Source organism: Micromonospora sp. NBC_01412, from assembly GCF_045040215.1.
Classification (GTDB): domain Bacteria; phylum Actinomycetota; class Actinomycetes; order Mycobacteriales; family Micromonosporaceae; genus Micromonospora; species Micromonospora rubida.
This window is the reverse complement of record NZ_CP109528.1, coordinates 978013-995389: the sequence shown is the minus strand read 5'-3', so window position 1 is coordinate 995389 and position 17377 is coordinate 978013. Positions and strand designations below refer to the sequence as shown.

Annotated in this window: 15 protein-coding genes and 1 pseudogene; 8 read left to right on the top strand and 8 right to left on the bottom strand. The window is 74.0% G+C overall.

What is annotated here, in order from left to right:
* The first annotated feature begins 53 nt into the window (after positions 1-53).
* Positions 54-1052: a TerC family protein gene (locus tag OG617_RS04200; protein ID WP_405098829.1), complete on the top strand. Its 999-nt coding sequence runs from the start codon at positions 54-56 to the stop codon at positions 1050-1052.
* Positions 1053-1246: 194 nt separating this feature from the next.
* Here OG617_RS04200 and OG617_RS04195 read toward each other — a convergent pair whose 3' ends face one another.
* Together OG617_RS04195 and OG617_RS04190 are read right to left on the bottom strand one after the other, a co-directional pair.
* On the bottom strand, positions 1247-2197 hold the full coding sequence (locus OG617_RS04195; RefSeq protein WP_405098827.1) for an NlpC/P60 family protein: 951 nt from the start codon (positions 2195-2197) through the stop codon (positions 1247-1249).
* 33 nt (positions 2198-2230) lie between these two features.
* Positions 2231-3328 (bottom strand): mandelate racemase/muconate lactonizing enzyme family protein, encoded by a 1098-nt coding sequence (locus OG617_RS04190; protein WP_405098825.1) that lies wholly within the window; start codon positions 3326-3328, stop codon positions 2231-2233.
* Positions 3329-3372: 44 nt separating this feature from the next.
* Between OG617_RS04190 and OG617_RS04185 the strand changes: the two genes are divergently transcribed.
* Positions 3373-4170, top strand: a complete 798-nt coding sequence (locus OG617_RS04185) for a tyrosine-protein phosphatase (protein WP_405098823.1) — start codon at positions 3373-3375, stop codon at positions 4168-4170.
* A gap of 169 nt (positions 4171-4339) precedes the next feature.
* On the opposite strand, the gene OG617_RS04180 is transcribed toward OG617_RS04185, so the two are convergent.
* Both OG617_RS04180 and typA read right to left on the bottom strand, forming a co-directional pair.
* Positions 4340-5212: a serine hydrolase gene (locus tag OG617_RS04180; protein WP_405098821.1), complete on the bottom strand. Its 873-nt coding sequence runs from the start codon at positions 5210-5212 to the stop codon at positions 4340-4342.
* A 100-nt stretch (positions 5213-5312) separates the two neighbouring features.
* Positions 5313-7181 carry a translational GTPase TypA gene (gene typA / locus OG617_RS04175; RefSeq protein ID WP_405098819.1) on the bottom strand — a complete coding sequence of 623 codons (1869 nt, stop codon included), beginning with the start codon at positions 7179-7181 and terminating at the stop codon, positions 5313-5315.
* 134 nt (positions 7182-7315) lie between these two features.
* Here typA and OG617_RS04170 point away from each other — a divergent pair, with 134 nt between their 5' ends.
* A complete protein-coding gene (locus OG617_RS04170) occupies positions 7316-8758 on the top strand; it encodes a DedA family protein (protein ID WP_405098817.1) in 1443 nt (480 codons plus the stop codon).
* A 57-nt stretch (positions 8759-8815) separates the two neighbouring features.
* Here the strand turns inward: OG617_RS04170 and OG617_RS04165 are convergent, their stop codons facing one another.
* On the bottom strand, positions 8816-10954 hold the full coding sequence (locus OG617_RS04165; protein WP_405098815.1) for an MMPL family transporter: 2139 nt from the start codon (positions 10952-10954) through the stop codon (positions 8816-8818).
* Positions 10955-11145: 191 nt separating this feature from the next.
* Between OG617_RS04165 and OG617_RS04160 the strand changes: the two genes are divergently transcribed.
* Entirely contained in the window at positions 11146-11661 is a 516-nt protein-coding gene (locus OG617_RS04160) for a MarR family winged helix-turn-helix transcriptional regulator (protein WP_405104100.1), read from the top strand.
* Positions 11662-11872: 211 nt separating this feature from the next.
* Positions 11873-12742 (top strand): hypothetical protein, encoded by an 870-nt coding sequence (locus tag OG617_RS04155; protein WP_405098813.1) that lies wholly within the window; start codon positions 11873-11875, stop codon positions 12740-12742.
* A 112-nt stretch (positions 12743-12854) separates the two neighbouring features.
* On the opposite strand, the gene OG617_RS04150 is transcribed toward OG617_RS04155, so the two are convergent.
* Positions 12855-13058 carry a cold-shock protein gene (locus OG617_RS04150; protein WP_161690055.1) on the bottom strand — a complete coding sequence of 68 codons (204 nt, stop codon included), beginning with the start codon at positions 13056-13058 and terminating at the stop codon, positions 12855-12857.
* A gap of 216 nt (positions 13059-13274) precedes the next feature.
* On the opposite strand from OG617_RS04150, the gene OG617_RS04145 reads away from it, so the two are divergent.
* Both OG617_RS04145 and OG617_RS04140 read left to right on the top strand, forming a co-directional pair.
* Positions 13275-13934, top strand: coding sequence for a class I SAM-dependent methyltransferase (locus OG617_RS04145; protein ID WP_405104099.1), 660 nt, complete (start codon positions 13275-13277; stop codon positions 13932-13934).
* A gap of 95 nt (positions 13935-14029) precedes the next feature.
* Positions 14030-14692, top strand: a pseudogene (locus OG617_RS04140) (DedA family protein); the annotation flags it as partial.
* A 40-nt stretch (positions 14693-14732) separates the two neighbouring features.
* On the opposite strand, the gene OG617_RS04135 reads toward OG617_RS04140, so the two are convergent.
* Together OG617_RS04135 and OG617_RS04130 are read right to left on the bottom strand one after the other, a co-directional pair.
* Positions 14733-15386 carry an MBL fold metallo-hydrolase gene (locus OG617_RS04135; RefSeq protein ID WP_405098811.1) on the bottom strand — a complete coding sequence of 218 codons (654 nt, stop codon included), beginning with the start codon at positions 15384-15386 and terminating at the stop codon, positions 14733-14735.
* A 4-nt stretch (positions 15387-15390) separates the two neighbouring features.
* Complete coding sequence (locus OG617_RS04130) at positions 15391-16107, bottom strand: maleylpyruvate isomerase family mycothiol-dependent enzyme (protein ID WP_405098809.1); 717 nt, start codon at positions 16105-16107, stop codon at positions 15391-15393.
* A gap of 178 nt (positions 16108-16285) precedes the next feature.
* On the opposite strand from OG617_RS04130, the gene rsgA reads away from it, so the two are divergent.
* Positions 16286-17338: a ribosome small subunit-dependent GTPase A gene (rsgA, locus tag OG617_RS04125; RefSeq protein ID WP_405098807.1), complete on the top strand. Its 1053-nt coding sequence runs from the start codon at positions 16286-16288 to the stop codon at positions 17336-17338.
* Positions 17339-17377 lie beyond the last annotated feature (39 nt).

Below are 17377 nucleotides of genomic sequence, written 5' to 3'. Positions count from 1 at the left end.
CCCACACGCGGCGTACGGTGTGCCCGACGCCGCGTGTCTGCCGGAGGATTGGATTGAACGTGTCCGGATTGGTGTGGGCGGGAACCCTCGTCGCACTGACAGCGGTTCTGGTCGTCGACCTGTTGATCATCGGTCGTCGGCCGCACGAGCCGAGCGTCCGCGAGTCGAGTCTCTGGGTCGGCTTCTACGTCGGGCTGGCCCTGGTCTTCGGCGTGGGGCTCTGGCTCACCGCCGGCCCCGGCGTGGCCGGCGAGTTCTACACCGGCTGGCTCACCGAGTACAGCCTCTCGGTGGACAACCTCTTCGTCTTCGTGATCATCATGGCCCGCTTCGGGGTGCCTCGACCGTACCAACAGAAGGTGCTGCTCATCGGCATCGTGCTGGCGCTGGTCATGCGCGGCGGGTTCATCGCCGCCGGCGCGGCGCTGATCTCGCAGTTCTCCTGGGTCTTCTACCTGTTCGGCGCGTTCCTCATCTACACGGCGATCAACTTCTTCCGGCAGGGTGAGCCGAACGAGGACGACTTCTCCGAGAACCTGCTGATCCGGTGGAGCCGGCGGGCGCTGCCGATCTCGCGGGACTACGACGGCGCGAAGATGACCACGCACGAGGGCGGCCGTAAGCTGTTCACCCCGATGCTGGTCGTCATGATCGCGATCGGCACCACCGACCTGATCTTCGCGCTGGACTCGATCCCGGCGATCTTCGGGATCACCCAGGAGCCGTACCTGGTCTTCACCGCGAACGTGTTCGCGTTGATGGGGCTGCGCCAGCTCTACTTCCTGCTGGGTGGGCTGCTGGACCGGCTGATCTACCTGAGCATCGGGTTGTCCGTGGTCCTCGGCTTCATCGGCGTGAAGCTGGTCCTGGAGGCGCTGGCCGACAACCACCTGCCGTTCGTCAACGGTGGGGAGCCGGTGGGCTGGGCCCCGCACATCCCGATCTGGCTCTCCCTGGTGGTCATTCTCGGCACCCTGCTGGTGGCGACCGTGGCCAGTCTGATCAAGTCGGCCCGGGACCGGCGACGAGAGCTGGCCGCCGCCCGAGGCTGACAACCCATCGCGACACCAAGGGGCGCTCCCGGTGCGGGAGCGCCCCTTGGTGTCGGTGCCGGGCGGGTTGCGCCATGCCGCAGCATCGTGGTGCCGGCCGGTCGCGCCACGCCCGTAGTGTCGTGGTGCCGGCCGGTCGCGCTACAACCGCAGCGTTCCGGTGCCCGGTCGGCCGGGCCTGGCCGGCGGACGGGTCAGACCCGGTGTACGCCGACCAGGGTGGCGGTCCGGCCGGCCGGCATCGCCTCATCCAACACGCGCCGATGCTGGTAGCAGGCGTGCAGGAGGTGCCGGTTCGCCGCAGCGTCCGGCTCGGCGCTGACGAAGCCGATGTGGTGGATCCGCCGGCCGGGCCGGGCGAAGAAGTACAGGTCGCCAGGGCGCTCGGCGCCCAGCGGCAGCGGGGTGGTCGCCTCGGCCTGGTCGGCCGCGTCGCGGGGCAGCACCACGCCGAACCGCCGCCAGGCCAGGTGCACCAGGCCCGAGCAGTCGATCCCGTACGCCGACAACCCACCCCAGACGTAGATCACGTCGCGCAGCCGGGCGGCGACGGCCAGCACGTCCCGGGCGGGCGGCGGCTCGGTGGGCAGGGGCACGAGGTCGCTGTCGGGCAGCCAGAGCGGCCGGTCGTGCCCGGGGGCGTGCACGGGGCGCCAGCCGTCGGCCGGCGGGCCTGCCGGGGCCAACCGGGTGCCGAGGACGATGCCGGCGACGACCGGCTCCCCGTCCGGGGCGGCCCGCAGGGCGGTGATGGTCGCGTCGACGACCCAGGGGGCGTCGGGTCCCTGCGGGTCGTCGGATGCGACGGGGGCGAGCTGGGCGGCCGGCAGCCAGCCCGGGTAGCCGCGCGGGTCGTGGGTCGCCGCCGGCTGCTCGACGGCCACCACGTGCGCCCAGCCGTCGGGGCGCAGCACGGTGACCAGCACCCGTTCCCCGAACAGCAGCTGGCTCAGGACGCAGTCACCCACCTGCTGCTCGGGGTCCATGCCGGAGATCCAGGCGGCGACGTCGGCTTGCGGGTCGAGGGCGGGACTGTCGACGGGGCGTACCTTCTCGGGGCTGGTCCACAGGGTCGCGACCGCGACTCGGACGACGGCCTCACGGCCCGGTTGCAGTTCCACGTCCACTCCCAGCTCCGGTGTCATCTGCCGTGACCATATGAAAGAAAGCTCCGAGCATCAACCGGGCGACTGCATATTTGCTACAGACACCGAGGTGATGCCGAGGCCGGGGGCATCCGGCAGCAGCACCGTCGCCCCGTCGTACCGGATGCCGCCCCGCACCGGCGACGAGGCCAGCCACCAGGCGGCGTCGAGGTCGGAGACGGCGGTGGTCCGGTACGCGGCGACCAGGCTGGCTGCGGCCCCCACGCCGACCTGGCTTTCCATCATCGAGCCGACGATGGTGCCGACGCCGTGCGCGGCGGCGAGGTCGAGCAGGGTCCGGGCGGCGTGCAGGCCGCCGCACTTGGCGAGCTTGACGTTGACCATGTCGGCGGCCCGCCGCCGGATGACCTCGACCAGGTCGCGCACGCCGAACACCGACTCGTCGGCCAGGATCGGCACGCCGACCCGGTCGCTGACCCAGGCCAGCCCGTCGAGGTCCCAGCGGGCCACCGGCTGCTCCACCAGCTCCACGTCCAGCCCCGCGTCCTCGATGCCGCGGATCACCCGGACCGCCTCGCGGGGCGTCCAGCCCTGGTTGGCGTCCAGCCGGATCTGCACGTCCGGGCCGACGGCGGCGCGGACCGCGCGGACCCGTTCCAGGTCGCCCGCCGCGTCGGTGCCCACCTTCAGTTTCAGCACGGCGAACCCCTCGGCCCGCCGCTGCCGCGCGGCAGCGGCAAGGTCGCTGGCGTCGCCCGCGGCCAGGGTGACGTCCGTCGGGACCCGCAGGGCCGTGCCGCCGAGCAACCGCACCAGGGGTACGCCGAGCCGCCGCGCGGCCAGGTCGTGCAGCGCGGTGTCCACCGCCGCCTTGGCGGCCTCGTTGCCGGCCACCGTGCGCTGCACCTCAACGCAGCGGGCCACCAGGTCGTCGGCGTCCCGCCCGACCAGGCCCGGTGCGAGCATCTCCCGGACGCACGCCTCGGCACCGGCCAGCGACGCCCCGGTCACCTGCCACACCTGCGGCGCCTCGCCGAAACCGGACCGCCCGTCGTCGTCGACCAGCTCCACGATCAAGGTGTCTACCGTGGTGGTGCGGCGCAGCGCCGTCGCGAACGGGGTGTGCAGGGGCGCGGAGAGCCGGTGGGTGCGTACCGCGGCGATCGTCATGTGCGGCACCCTATACCGCGGTGCACGACGACAGGGGAGGCCGGATGACGGGGCAGGACTGGGAGCTGGTTGGCGCGCCGAACGCGCGTGACCTCGGCGGCATGGTGGGCGCGGACGGGCGGCGGGTGCGGACGGGCCGGTTGATCCGAACGCCGGCGCTGGGCCGGTTGACCGACGACGACCTGTCGACGCTGGGGAGGATCGCCCCGGCCTGCGTGGTGGACCTACGCGACGACTCGGAGATCGCGGCGGCCCCGCCGAACCGGCTGGCCGGCGAGCCCCGGGTGGTGCGGCTGCCGGTGTACGACGAGGCCCACCCGGTCTTCACGGCGGTGTCGGAGGTGCTGCTCGGGCACGACCTGGGCGCGGAGGCGACGCTCGCCATGCAGGGCAGCCCGGCGGCGATGGCGGGGATCTACCGGTGGTTTGTCACCGGGGAGGCGGCCCGGGTGGGCTTCGGCGGGGCGGCCCGGCTGGCCGCCGACGCGGGGAACCTGCCGCTGCTGTTCCACTGCTCGGCCGGCAAGGACCGCACGGGCTGGCTGTCGGTGGTCCTGCTCACCGCGGTGGGCGTGGACGAGGCGGCGATCCGGGCGGACTACCTGCGGACCAACGCGCAGACGGAGAGCCTCAAGGAGGTCATCCTCTCCGCGATGCGGGCCCGGCAGCCGGAGCTGGCGGAGGCGGCGATCCGGCCGCTGATGGAGGTGCGCGGTGAGTACCTGGACGCCGCGTACGACGAGGTCCGGCGGGCGCACGGCTCGTTCGACCGGTACCTGCGCGACGGGTTGGGGCTGACCGACGCGCACTTGGCGGCGCTGCGGGACAACCTGCTGGACTGAGGCCGGCTCCGGCGCGGCGACGGATCGGAACGCCACCGCGCGGGCCTGCTGCGGGCGTGCCGGCGTCCGCGGGGGCGCGGTGAGCTGCGGCTGTGGGACGCCGCGCCGGCCCACCGGCCGGCACCGCGCTGGTGCCGGCCGTGCCTGCCGGGACTTGGCGGGGGCAGGACTAGCCGGCGGGGCGCAGGTCGTGGCGGGCGACCCAGGCCCGGGCGGAGATGTCGGCGAGGACCAGGCAGGCGTCGTCGGAGGTCTCGTCGCCGCTGGGACCCCCGTTGGCGAGGTCGGTGGTGGTGCAGACGACCAGCACGTACGGCGGGGCGTCGGGCGGGTAGATCACCCCGGCGCTGTGCCGTACGCCGGGTATCCAGCCGTTCTTGTGGGCGATGCGGACCCCCTCGGGCAGCCCGGCGGCGAGGTCCTCGCGCAACTCCTGGGCGAACAGGACGTCGAGCATGGTGGCGCAGCCGGCGGGGGAGGCGAGCGGCCCGGGCCGGATCGCCCCGGTGGCCAGCCCGCCGAGCAGGGCCGCCAGGTCGGCGGCGGTGACGAGGTTGGTGATTCCGGCCTCCCGGGCGGCGAAGTCCTCGATGCCGCGCCCGGTGACACTGTGCCGGGCGCCGGCGAGCGCCCAGGCGTCGGCCACGGCGGGCAGCCCGACGTGGCCGAGGCAGATGTTGGTGGCCAGGTTGCTGGAGCGCACGATCATCCGCTCGGCGAGCCAGCGCAGGGGCGCGCTGTGGCCCTCCCGCTGCCAGACTTCCCCGTCGCTGTCGTCGTGCCGGTCGCAGGAGAACCGGGGCGTGCCGGGCTGGGCGGAGTCGAACTCGTTGCGCACGTCGACGAGGGCGGCCAGGTCGAGGGTGCCGGCCTCGGCAGCCCGGTGCAGGGCCAGCAGCACGGCGACCTTCATGGTGCTGGCCGCGTAGTGGGTGGCGTCGGGTTGGCGGGTCCAGGTGGGGGCGGCGTCGAGCCGGCCCAGGTACGCCGACATGGTGCCCGGCAGCGTGTCCAGATGCGCGTCGAGGTCGTCCCAGATCATGCCGGTGACCGTAACGGATCCGGATTCCGCCGGCGGACCGGGTGCGGGGCGGACCGGGAGGTGGTCTCTCCCGGTCCGCCCCGCGCGTCGTGCTCGGCTGTCAGCCGGCGTGCTTGCGGCGGGCGGTCGCTCGGGCGCGCTGCGTCTGGTCGAGGACGACCTTGCGGATGCGCACGGACGCCGGGGTCACCTCGACGCACTCGTCCTCGCGGCAGAACTCCAGGGCCTGCTCCAGGGACAGCTTGCGCGGCGGGATCAGCTTCTCGGTCTCGTCGGAGGAGGAGGCCCGCATGTTGGTGAGCTTCTTCTCCTTGGTGATGTTGACGTCCATGTCGTCGGCGCGGGAGTTCTCCCCGACGATCATGCCCTCGTACACCTCGGTGGTCGGATCGACGAAGAGCTGGCCGCGCTCCTGAAGGTTGATCATGGCGAACGAGGTGACCGCGCCGGACCGGTCGGCGACGAGCGAGCCGTTGTTGCGGGTGCGCAGCTCGCCGAACCACGGCTCGTAGGACTCGAAGACGTGGTGCAGGATGCCGGTGCCCCGGGTGTCGGTGAGGAACTCGGTGCGGAAGCCGATCAGGCCGCGCGCCGGGACCAGCCACTCCATCCGGATCCAGCCGGTTCCGTGGTTGACCAGCTGCTCCATCCGGCCCTTGCGGGTCGCGAGGAGCTGGGTGATCGCGCCCAGGTACTCCTCGGGCGCGTCGATGGTCAGCCGCTCCACCGGCTCACAGGTCTTCCCGTCGATCTCCCTGGTGACCACCTGCGGCTTGCCGACGGTCAGCTCGAAGGACTCGCGGCGCATCTGCTCGACCAGGATCGCCAGGGCCAGCTCGCCGCGGCCCTGAACCTCCCAGGCGTCGGGCCGCTCGGTGGGCAGCACCCGCAGCGAGACGTTGCCGACCAGCTCCTTGTCGAGGCGGTCCTTGACCATCCGGGCGGTGACCTTGGCACCCTTGACCCGGCCGACCAGCGGCGAGGTGTTGGTGCCGATGGTCATCGAGATGGCCGGCTCGTCGACGGTGATCAGCGGCAGCGCAACCGGGTTCTCGGCGTCGGCCAGGGTCTCGCCGATCATGATCTCCGGGATGCCGGCGACCGCGATGATGTCGCCCGGTCCGGCCGACTCGGCCGGCCTGCGCTCCAGGCCCTCGGTCATCAGCATCTCGGAGATGCGGACCCGCTGGTTGGTGCCGTCGGTGCGGCACCAGGCGACGGTCTGGCCCTTGGCGATGGTGCCCTGTCGGACCCGGCACAGGGCCAGCCGGCCGAGGAACGGCGAGGCGTCGAGGTTGGTCACGTGCGCCTGCAACGGCGCGCCCTCGTCGTACGCGGGCGGCGGGATGGTGTCCAGCAGGGTGCGGAACAGCGGCTCCAGGCTGGTGCTGTCGTCGGGGACCGAGCCGTCGGCGGGCTGGGTGAGCGAGGCGATGCCGTCGCGGGCGCAGGCGTAGACGATCGGGAAGTCGATCTGCTCCTCGTCGGCGTCCAGGTCGAGGAAGAGCTCGTAGGTGTCGTCCACGACCTCCTTGATCCGGGCGTCGGGGCGGTCCACCTTGTTGATCACCAGGATGATCGGCATCCGGGCGCGCAGCGCCTTGCGCAGCACGAAGCGGGTCTGCGGCAGGGGGCCCTCGCTGGCGTCGACGAGCAGCACCACGCCGTCGACCATGGTGAGGCCCCGCTCCACCTCGCCGCCGAAGTCGGCGTGCCCGGGGGTGTCGATGATGTTGATGGTGACCGGGTCGGAGCCGTCCGCCGGCAGGTAGCGCACGCCGGTGTTCTTGGCCAGGATGGTGATGCCTTTTTCCCGTTCCAGGTCCCCCGAGTCCATCACCCGCTCGGTCGTCTCACCGCGGGCGCCGTAGGCGCCGGCCTGCCGCAACATGGCGTCGACCAGGGTGGTCTTGCCGTGGTCGACGTGAGCGATGATGGCGACGTTGCGGAGGTCGGTGCGAAGCTGCATGGGTTCCATCCTCCTGCCTGCGCGGATCAGGGGCGGCGTCGGGGTCACCCCGGCGCTTCCCGGATCTGTGCCGAAACCGCTGTCGCCCTGCTTATCCCGGCTGGCATGCTGGCCGCCGTGATCCCGGGGCTGTCGTGCACGATCTGCTGAACTCGGTGCGGGACCTGCCGCCCCTGCTGGTCTACCTGGCCGCCGCGGCGATCGTGGCCGGCGAGACCGCCGTGATCGTCGGGCTGCTGGTGCCAGGGGAGGCGACCCTGCTGCTGGTCGGCTTCCTCACGTACACCGGTGCCCTTCGGTTGGGACCGGCGCTGCTGGTGATGATTGTCGCAGCGGTGGCCGGTGACGCGGTGGCGTTTCGGGCGGGTCGCCGGTACGGGCCCCGGCTGCGGGCCTCGGGGCTGGGCGCCCGGGTGGGGCCGGGCCGCTGGCGGCGGGCGGACGAGCTGCTGGAGCGGCTCGGTGGACGGGGGGTCTTCGCCGCCCGCTGGGTCGCCTTCGCCCGGACCCTGGCGCCCCGGCTGGCCGGGGCCGCCGGCATGCCGTACCGCCGGTTCGCGCCGTGGAACCTCGCCGGGGTGGCGACCTGGGTGGGCGGGTCGGTGCTGTTGGGCAACGTGGCCGGGGAGTCGTACGAGACGGTGTCCCGACTGCTCGGGCGGGCCACCGGGGCGGTGCTGGTGCTGCTCGGCGGGATCCTCGCCGTGCTGCTGGTCGGCCGTTGGCTGGGCCGTCACCCCGACCCGGCGCGGGCGCTGCTGGCCCGGGTGACGGCGTTGCCGCCGGTGGGCTGGTTCGCCGCCCGGTACGGCGTGCTGTTCTTCCTGCTGGCCATGCGGATCGGCCCGGCCTGGACGTTGTTGATCAACCTCGCGGCGGGGCTCGCGCTCCTGTTCGCCGCCGGGTTCGCCGTCGCCTGGCTGCTCGAGACGGCGATGCGGTGGAGCGGACTGGCCGCGGTCGACGACGCGATCGCCGGCTGGTTCACCGACCGGCGCACCCCCGGCGCGGCCGACGTCGCGTTCACCCTCGTCTCGGTGCTGCGCGGCTCGGTGCTGATCGTGCTGGTCGCGGTGGTGGCCGCCGGGTTGGCCTGGCGGCAGCGGCCGTGGCGGGCCGACCTGCTCAGCGTGGTGGGCTCGGTCGGGGCATTCCTGCCGCTGGTGGTCCTCGCAGTGGTCACCGACCTGACCACGCCGGGGCGGGCCGCGTCGGGGGAGGGGAGCGTGCTGTTCCCGACGCAGAACGCCGTCGTGGCGGCGAGCCTGTGCACGCTGGCCTGGCTGCTGTCCCGGGGCGCGCGCTGGCCGGTGGCGGTGGCCGCCTGGACGGTGGCCGCGGCCGGGGTGTCGGCGATCGGCGGCGCCCGGCTCTACCTCGGGTTGAGCACCGCCAGCGGCACCGTCACCTCGGTGCTGCTCGGCTCGGCCTGGACCGCGCTGTTCATGGTCGCCTGGGCCACCCGGGACCGGGCGGCGGGCGGCGGCGGGGAAGCGCGCGCGGCGACGCCCGAGGAGGGACCGCCGCCGGCGACCGATGGCGGGGCGGGGCCGGGCCGCTGCGCCAGCAAGGGGTAGCGGCCCGGCACGGGGTAGGGCCGGGAGCGGGACGGACCGGAAGGACGGGGCGGGCGGTCAGTCGCGGCCGGCGGTCGGTTCGGCGGGGCCGCGGTCCTGGTCCGCCGGGGCGTCCTCGGGCGTCCGGTCGATCCGGCCCGGCCACCAGAAGCGGTCACCGAGCATGAACGCGAGCGCCGGCACGAGCACCGTGCGTACCAGCAGGGTGTCGAGCAACACCCCGATGCACACGATGATCCCGATCTGGGTCAGCGTGATCAGCGGCAGGACGCCGAGGACGGCGAAGACCGCGGCGAGCAGGACGCCGGCGCTGGTGATCACGCCGCCGGTGACGCGCAGCGCCGACAGCATGCCGTCGCGGGTGCCGGTGCGCCGGGCGTCCTCGCGGGCCCGGGTGACCAGGAAGATGTTGTAGTCCACGCCGAGGGCCACCAGGAACACGAAGGCGAGCAGCAGGACGCCGCTGTCCAGCGCGGGGAAGCCGAGGACGTGGTCGAACAGCAGCCATGCCGCGCCGAGGCTGGCGAAGAACGACGCGATGACGGTGAGCACCAGCAGCAGCGGCGCGACCAGGCCACGCAGCAGCAGCACGAGCACCGCGCCGACGAGCAGCAGGATGATCGGCAGGATCAGCCACAGGTCCTTGGCGTCGGCCTTGTCGGAGTCGTAGGTGGCGGCGACCGTGCCGCCGACCACGGCGCCGGTGAACGGGTCGGCGCCCTCGACGGCCGGCGGCGCGGAGCCGGGGATCGCGGCGACGGCGTCCCGCAGCGCCTCGACCGTCCGGTCCGAGGCGGCGGTGCCCGGCTCGGCCTCCAGCACCACGTCGACCTGGGCGACGGTCGTGCCCGCGTCCCCCGGTCGGGCCGAGGCCACGCCGGGGACGCTCGCGGCGGCGTCGGTGACGGCCGCCACGGCGGCGGGGGTGGTGAGCACGGCGACCGGCTGGGTGGTGCCGGCGGGGAAGGCCTTCGCGAGGGTCTCCGCGCCGGCCACCGCCTCGGGCTTGACCCGGAACTGCTCGGTCTCCGACAGCCCGGTGCGGATGCCGAGCCCGCCGAGGGCGAGGCCGGCGAGCAGCAGCGTCGTGAGGGCCGCGACCGGCACGGGCCGGCGGACGACGGCGGCGCCGAGCCGGCCCCAGAGCCGGCCCTCGCGGGCGGGGCCGCCGACCCGGGGCACGAACGGCCAGAACAGCCCTCGGCCGAAGATCACCAGCACGGCGGGGAGGAGGAACAGCGCCGACAGCATGGCGAACACCACACCGGTGGCGCAGGCCACGGCGAGGGCCTGGTTGGTCTCCTGCTCCGACAGCAGCAGGGTGAGCACGCCGAGGACCACCGTGCCGCCGCTGGCCAGGATGGGTTCGGCGGTGCGTCGCAGGGCGGCACGCATGGCGGCGAAGCGGTCCTCCTCCCGGCGCAGCTCCTCCCGGTAGCGGGCGATGAGCAGCAGGGCGTAGTCCGTGGCGGCGCCGAAGACCAGGACGCTGGCGATGCCGGTGACCTGGCCCTCCTGGAGGTGGATGCCGAAGGCCGGGACGATGGTGTCCACGGCGCGCAGGGTGAGTTGCTCGGTGGCCGCGACGACGACGAGCGGCACGATCCACAGGAACGGGCTGCGGTAGGTGATGAGCAGCAGCAGGGCGACGACGCCGGCGGTGACGGCGAGCAGCGTGATGTCCGCGCCGTCGAAGACCTTCGTCAGGTCGGCGGAGAACGCCGGCGCGCCGGTCACCTCGGCGGTGAGCCCGTCGGGCAGGCCGTCGAGGGCCGCGCGGAGGTCGGCCACCGTCGTCACGACGGCCTCCTGGCCGCCGGCGGTGGACAGCGGGACGGCGACGAGCGCCACGGTGCCGTCCGGGGAGGTCTGCGGCGGGCCGACCCGCCCACCGACGGCGAACCGACCCAGCTCGCCCGAGATGCCGGTGACCGCGGCGCGGTCCGGCTCGGTGAGCGGCCCGCCGTCCGCGCGGCTGACGACGACGATCGCCGGCTCGACGTCGCTGGCGGGCAGCTCCTCCTGGAGCCGTTCGACCTGGGTCGACTGCCATCGCACCGACAATCCGGTGGACGAGACGGGGGCGGGGTTGTCCGGCTCCGGGAACCCGAAGACGGCCGCGCCGAGGACGATCGCGACGGCCACGGTGAGCCAGGCGGCGAGCCGGCCCCGGGCGACGCGGGTGAACACAGACATCGGGTTCCCTCAGGGTTGCCGGGAACGCGGTCCCGGGTACGGCGGTGCGGTTCGACGGTTCGGCGGCTCGACGCGAGGGTGCGCTTAGCGCGTCTGTCGAGTATCTTGACAGGCGAGATTATCCGCCGCGCGTCTATGCTGCAAGCGGGACCGCAACGGCAGGGGGAAGCGGCGGCGTGACACGGCACGGCATGTATCGGCGGCGCGACAGCCGGCGCGACCAGCTCGTCGCCGAGATAACCAACGATTTGCGCCGGTACTCCGTCGACGCCCAGCACATCGGGCACGCCTTCGCCGGGCTGCACGGGCTCAACCCCACAGACCTGCACGCCCTGATCGCCGTCATGGACGCCGAGCTGCTCGGCACGCCGATCACCCCGGGGCGGCTGGGTGAGCAGCTCAACCTCTCCTCCGGCTCGGTCACCGCGCTGGTCGACCGGCTGGAGCGGGCCGGCCACATCCGCCGGGACCGGGACACCGCCGACCGGCGCAAGGTGTTCCTGCACTACGCCGACCGGGGCGCCGCGTTGGCCAGGGATTTCTTCCAGCCGCTGGGCCGGCGGACCGACCGGGTGATGGCCGACTTCGGCGACGCCGAGCTGGAGATCGTGCACCGCTTCATGGCGACGATGGTCACCGCGATGCGGGAGCACCGCGACACCGTGCGGGCCGCCCGCCCCGACTCCCCCCGCCGCCCGGCCGGCTGACCGAGCACCGCTGTCCGCGCGGGGCCGACCCCGCCTGGTTTGGCGGATCGTTGCCCTATTCGAAAATCAGGCCGTTGACCTGGCAAAACGCCAGAAAGTCCGGCTACTTTCGAGTCACCTGCCCGACGCCGTGCACCCCGGCCGGGCCCACTTCGACCCAGGACCACGGGTCACCGCCACCCGGCCTTCCCGCTACCGGAAGGGGGGCGCCATGACCCGGGCCCCGACGAACCTGTTGGCCGTCCGAAGTCTCCTGTTGGCACATCTCGACCTCGATCCCGCCGCCGCACGACCGCAGGACCTGGAGCCGGCCGAGGTCGGCATCGTCGGCGACGCCGACCACGTCGGGGGCTACCACTGCGGCTCCGACCGAGTCGTCGCCGGCGACTACTCGGTGGTCGAGTCACCCCGGGACGCTGCGGGGCTCACCCTCGACGCCTCGGCGCTGGACATCGGCCGGTTCTCCGTCACCTCGGGCGGAGACGTCCACGACCTGCGTTCCTTCTCCGCCTGGTGCGTCGCGCAGTGCGTCGCCGGGGCGGACGACACCCGGGACATCCGCGAGATCATCTACTCCCCGGACGGGACCACGGTCCGACGGTGGGACCGGCTCGGGCGGCGCAGCACCGGCGACGCGAGCCATCTGTGGCACACCCACCTCAGCTTTTTCCGCGACTCGACCAAGGCGGGCCGGGACCAGACCCCGCTGTTCCGCCGCTACCTGACCACCATCGGTCTCCTCAAGGAGGACGACATGAGCGCCCAGGCCGAGAGCCAGATCAACAGCCTCTTCAACGCCGTGTTCAACGGCGGGTCAAGCATGGGGCGCCGGGTCGACCCGGACGGCCCCGGCCCCAGCCCGGAGTCCAACAGCGTCGTGGCCAAGCTGGACTACACCATGTACCGCCTCGACGCCGCGCTCGCGCAGCTCGCCATCCTGTCCGGCAAGGACTTCACCGACGAGCCGGCGATCGTGGCCGGAGTGCTCGCGTCGCTGACCCCGGAGAAGATCGCCGCCGCACTGCCGCCCAGCCTGGCCCAGCAGGTGGCCGACGAAATCGCCCGGCGGATGGCGGCTTGAGATTGGCCGGCGGCGAGGCCTGCGGGGCGGGGCCTGCGGGGCGGGCGGTCCCTGGTCAGCGCGCGCTGTGACGGCGGCCGGGTCAACCCGGCCGCCGCCACCGGCACGAAGGCTAGATCGGACGGACGTTGTCCGCCTGCGGGCCCTTCTGCCCCTGGGTCACGTCGAACTCGACCTTCTGGCCCTCATTGAGTTCCCGGTAACCGCTGGACGCGATGGCCGAGTAGTGGACGAACACGTCCGGACCTCCGCCGTCCTGCTCGATGAAGCCGAAGCCCTTTTCCGAGTTGAACCACTTGACCGTGCCGGTAGCCATGCATCTCTCCCTGTTCAAAGCGGGAGACCACCGACCGCTGGCCGATGATCGCCCTGTACCTCCCCGACAGTAACTGGCGAAACCCCGATCCGCTGGTCGAAGTGCCGTAGGTCGGCCGGCAAAAAAATCTCACACCGGCCACGCCGGGGGGAAAGCCGCCCGGAGATCGGGCCGCTCGGGCATGCTTGCCCGGTGAAAGGACCCGCAGCCGCCGCGCTGTCTGAGCTGGAACGGGAGGTCAGCGCGCCCGGGGACGGGCTGGACCGGCTCCGGATCGTCGCCACCCCCTTCGTCCCCGAGGTACGGCTGCACCTCGCCGAGGACGCCATCGTCTGGTGGGCCCGGATGGAGGCCGCCTCCGGGCACGCCCTGCCGGCGCCGTACTGGGCGTCGGTCTGGGCAGGCGGGCAGGCCCTCGCCCGGCACCTGCTCGACCACCCCGAGCTCGTCGCCGGCCGCCGCGTGCTGGACCTGGCCTCCGGCTCGGGCCTGGTGGCGATCGCCGCCGCGCTGGCCGGCGCGTCCCGGGTCGTGGCCAACGACATCGACCCGTACGCCGTGGCCGCCGTCACGCTCAACGCCCGGGCGAATCGGGTCACCGTCACCGCCACCGGCGAGGACCTGCTCGACTCCGCTGCCGACGACGTGGACCTGCTGGTCGCCGGGGACGTCTTCTACGACGAGGAACTGGCCGAGCGGATGCTGCCGTTCCTGCGCCGCGCCGCCGCCCGGGGCAGCCACGTGCTGGTCGGCGACCCCGGCCGCGGCCACCTGCCCCGCAACCGGCTGGACCTGGTGGCCAGCTACCAGGTGCCCACCACCGAACCCGCCGTCGACACCCCGGTGCGCCGCGTCGAGGTGCTCCGCCCCCGCTGACGCCCCGGCTCGGGGCCTACCCCGAGAAGGGATCAGGGGCTGGTGGGGGATCGGACCCGATGCCCGCCCCGGCCGGGAGGTCGTAGCGTACGGGCATGGCGGACTGGACGGCGCAGGTCGGGGAGCTTCCCACCATCGGGCTGATGGGGGCGCTCGGGGTGGTGATGTTCCTCGACGCCGTACCGCTGCTGGGGGTGCTGGTCCCCGGTGACGTCGCGGTCCTCGCCGCGGTCGGCGTCGGACAGCCGGCCGCCCGGGCGGCCACCGTCGCCGCCGTGGTGGCCGGCTGCCTGGCCGGCTGGTCGCTGAGCTTCCTCGCCGGCCGACGGTACGGCGACCGGCTGCGGCACAGCCTCGTCGGCGGCTGGATCGGCGAGGACCGGTGGGCGGCGGCCGAGGCGGTCCTGCGCCGCGGCGGGGGCAAGATGGTGCTGGTGGCGCCCTTCCTGCCGGTGTTCAACGCGCTGCTGCCGCTGGCCGCGGGCGGGCTGCGGATGTCGTACCGGCGGTTCCTGGTCAGCGCGGCGGCCGGCGCCACGCTCTGGGCCGGCCTCTACGTGGCCGTCGGCACGGTCTCCCGGTCGCTGGCCGGGCTGCTCCCCGGGGGTGTCTCGCCGATCCTGGTCACCATGGCGGTAGGGGCGCTCCTGGCGGGCGTGATGCTGCTCGCCACCCGGCGCGGGCTGCGCGCCGCCATCGGCCCGGCCCCGGGCGGGCGGAGCCGCCGCCCGGGTCGGGTCCCCGGGGACGAGGTGGGCGGCGGCGCGCCGGCACGGGGGCGGCGCGCCGCCCCCGGGGTCACCAGCCGCGTGCCCGCCACTGGGGCAGCGACGGGCGCTCCGCGCCGAGAGTGCTGTCCCCGCCGTGCCCCGGGTAGAACCACGTCTCGTCCGGCAGCCGGTCGAACAGCCGGTGCTCCACGTCGTCGACGAGCTGACCGAAGCGCTCCGGGTCCTTGTCCGTATTGCCCACCCCGCCGGGGAAGAGCGAGTCTCCGGTGAACAGGTGCGGGATGCCGGCCGGGTCGCGGTAGAGCAGGGCGATCGAGCCCGGGGTGTGCCCCCGCAGGTGGATCACCTCCAGCTCGCACTCGCCGACGGTCACGGTGTCCCCGTCGGCGAGGGTGTCCGCCTCGATCGGCAGGCCGGCGGCGTCGTCGGCGTGCACCAGCGGCCGGGCGCCGGTCTTGGCGACCACCTCCTCCAGGGCCACCCAGTGGTCCATGTGCTGGTGGGTGGTGACCACGGTGGCCAGACCGGCGTCGCCGACCAGCTCCAGCAGCCGGGGGGCCTCGTTGGCGGCGTCGATCAGCAACTGCTCGCCGGTGCCCGTGCACCGCAGCAGGTAGGCGTTGTTGTCCATCGGCCCCACCGACACCTTGGTGACGGTGAGCCCGGCGAGTTCGCGTACGGCCGGCGCGTCGCCGGGGCTGACGTCTCCGCTGTAGGTCAAGGTTCTACATCCATTCCGGTGGGTTCGGCAGGGGACCATCGGGGGTGACGGCGAGCGTCTCGCCGGCACTGCGGCCGGTCAGCCAGGCGGCGAGTTCGGAGGCGGGGCCGGTGATCGTGGGCGCCGCGCTGCGGTCGCCGACGACCAGCTCGTGGTGGCTGCCGTCGAAGCGCAGCACCATCGCCGGCGCGTCGGGCCGGCCGGACAGGCCGGTCGTGACCTCGTGCAGCAGCCGCTGGGCGAACGCCTCCGGCCAGTCGGCCGGGAGGTACCCGGTGGCCAGGTCCACGTGGTGCACCTCGATCTCGCGCAGCCGCCCCCAGACCAGCATCGCGGCCGGCCACGGGCCGCGTCGCGTCTGCACCGTGGCCGCCCACGCCTCGACCGGCATGGCGGCGACCGCCTCGGTGAACCGCTCCGCCGACCGGCGCAGGTCGTCCAGGTGGGCGGCGGGCGGCCGGAACGCGCCGGCGGAGATGTCGGCGGCGCGGGCCGCGGTGCTGGCGTACATCGGGATGCGCTCGCCGGTGCGGGCGGCGGTGAGCAGGTTGACGAACCCGTCGGCGTTGCGGGCCAGGTGGGTCAGCACGTGCCCCCGGGCCCAGCCGGGCAGCAGGGACGGCGCGGCGACGCCCGCGGTGTCGAGGGCGGCCGCGGTGCGTAGCAGGCGGGCCGTGGCGTCGTCGAGGTCACCGGTCAGCAGCAGCGGATCCGCGGTCACGACCCGACCCTAGCGGTCCGTTCCCCCGGCGTCGCCGTGGAAATCGCTTTCGGCGCGTCGGCCCGCCCCCTACCGTCGGCGTCGTACGCGGCACCCGGGACGTCGGAGGAGGTGGTGCCCATGCCGGTCGTAGCACGCGAGTCGCGCCACTGTTCACCACGACACCGGAGAGGTTCCGATGACCATCGACCTGACCGCCCTCGGCTGGGACGCCGAGCGGGCGGCCCACGTACGTAACCGCACCCACCAGCGGCCGGGCCGGGTGGCCCGGGTCGACCGCGGCGTGTGCACCGTGCTCGGCGCCGACGGCCCGGTCCGCGCCACCCTGGGCGCGGCGGTGCTGGCGGCCGCCGCCCGTGACCTGACCCGGCTGCCCTGCGCGGGGGACTGGGTGCTCCTGCACACCTGGCCGGACGGGCCGGTCACCGTGGAGGCCGTGCTGCCCCGGCGCACCGCGCTGGTGCGCCGCACCGCCGGCAAGGACGCCAGCGGGCAGGTGCTCGCCGCCAACCTGGACGCCGCCGCCGTCGTCGAGCCGGTGCACCCGGAGCCGGACGTCGCCCGCATCGAGCGGCTGCTCGCCCTGGCCCACGAGTCGGGCGCGACCCCGCTGGTGGTGCTCACCAAGGCCGACCTCGCCGCCGACCCGGCGGCGATCGCCCGGCAGTTCGCCGGGGTCGCGCCCGGGGTGCCGGTGCTGCCGGTCAGCGCCGAGCGGGGCGTCGGCCTCGACCCGCTGCGCGCCCACGTCGTCCCGGGCCGCACCCTGGCTCTGCTCGGGCCGTCCGGCGCCGGCAAGTCGAGCCTGGTGAACGCCCTGGCCGGGGCGGTGGTGATGCCGACCCAGGCGATCCGCCGGGTCGACGGCAAGGGCCGGCACACCACCACCTGGCGGGCGCTGGTCCCGATCCCCGGCGGCGGGGCGGTGCTGGACACCCCGGGGGTGCGGGCGGTCGGCCTGCTCGACGGCGCGGTCGGGCTGGACCGGGCCTTCGCCGACATCACCGAGCTGGCCACCGACTGCCGGTACGCCGACTGCGCGCACGACGCCGAGCCGGGCTGCGCGGTCCGCGACGCACTCGCCGCCGGGGAGCTGACCGCCCGAAGGTACGACAGCTGGCGCAAGCTGCAACGGGAGGTGGTCTTCGAGACCCGGCGCCGGGAGACCCGGCTGGCCGCGGAGCGCCGGGGCGGCTGGCGCGGTGGGCGCCGCCGGACGGGCCGACCGTGACGCGGGGTGTCCCCACCGTCGCTCCGTCCGCGCGGGTGT

Excerpts from the sequence above, each read along its gene's own strand:
- OG617_RS04195 (WP_405098827.1), bottom strand. The coding sequence starts at position 2,197 with ATGACACCGGAGCTGGGAGTGGACGTGGAACTGCAACCGGGCCGTGAG.
- OG617_RS04190 (WP_405098825.1), bottom strand. The coding sequence starts at position 3,328 with ATGACGATCGCCGCGGTACGCACCCACCGGCTCTCCGCGCCCCTGCAC.
- OG617_RS04185 (WP_405098823.1), top strand. The coding sequence starts at position 3,373 with ATGACGGGGCAGGACTGGGAGCTGGTTGGCGCGCCGAACGCGCGTGAC.
- OG617_RS04180 (WP_405098821.1), bottom strand. The coding sequence starts at position 5,212 with ATGATCTGGGACGACCTCGACGCGCATCTGGACACGCTGCCGGGCACC.
- typA (WP_405098819.1), bottom strand. The coding sequence starts at position 7,181 with ATGCAGCTTCGCACCGACCTCCGCAACGTCGCCATCATCGCTCACGTC.
- OG617_RS04165 (WP_405098815.1), bottom strand. The coding sequence starts at position 10,954 with ATGTCTGTGTTCACCCGCGTCGCCCGGGGCCGGCTCGCCGCCTGGCTC.
- OG617_RS04160 (WP_405104100.1), top strand. The coding sequence starts at position 11,146 with ATGTATCGGCGGCGCGACAGCCGGCGCGACCAGCTCGTCGCCGAGATA.
- OG617_RS04155 (WP_405098813.1), top strand. The coding sequence starts at position 11,873 with ATGACCCGGGCCCCGACGAACCTGTTGGCCGTCCGAAGTCTCCTGTTG.
- OG617_RS04150 (WP_161690055.1), bottom strand. The coding sequence starts at position 13,058 with ATGGCTACCGGCACGGTCAAGTGGTTCAACTCGGAAAAGGGCTTCGGC.
- rsgA (WP_405098807.1), top strand. The coding sequence starts at position 16,286 with ATGACCATCGACCTGACCGCCCTCGGCTGGGACGCCGAGCGGGCGGCC.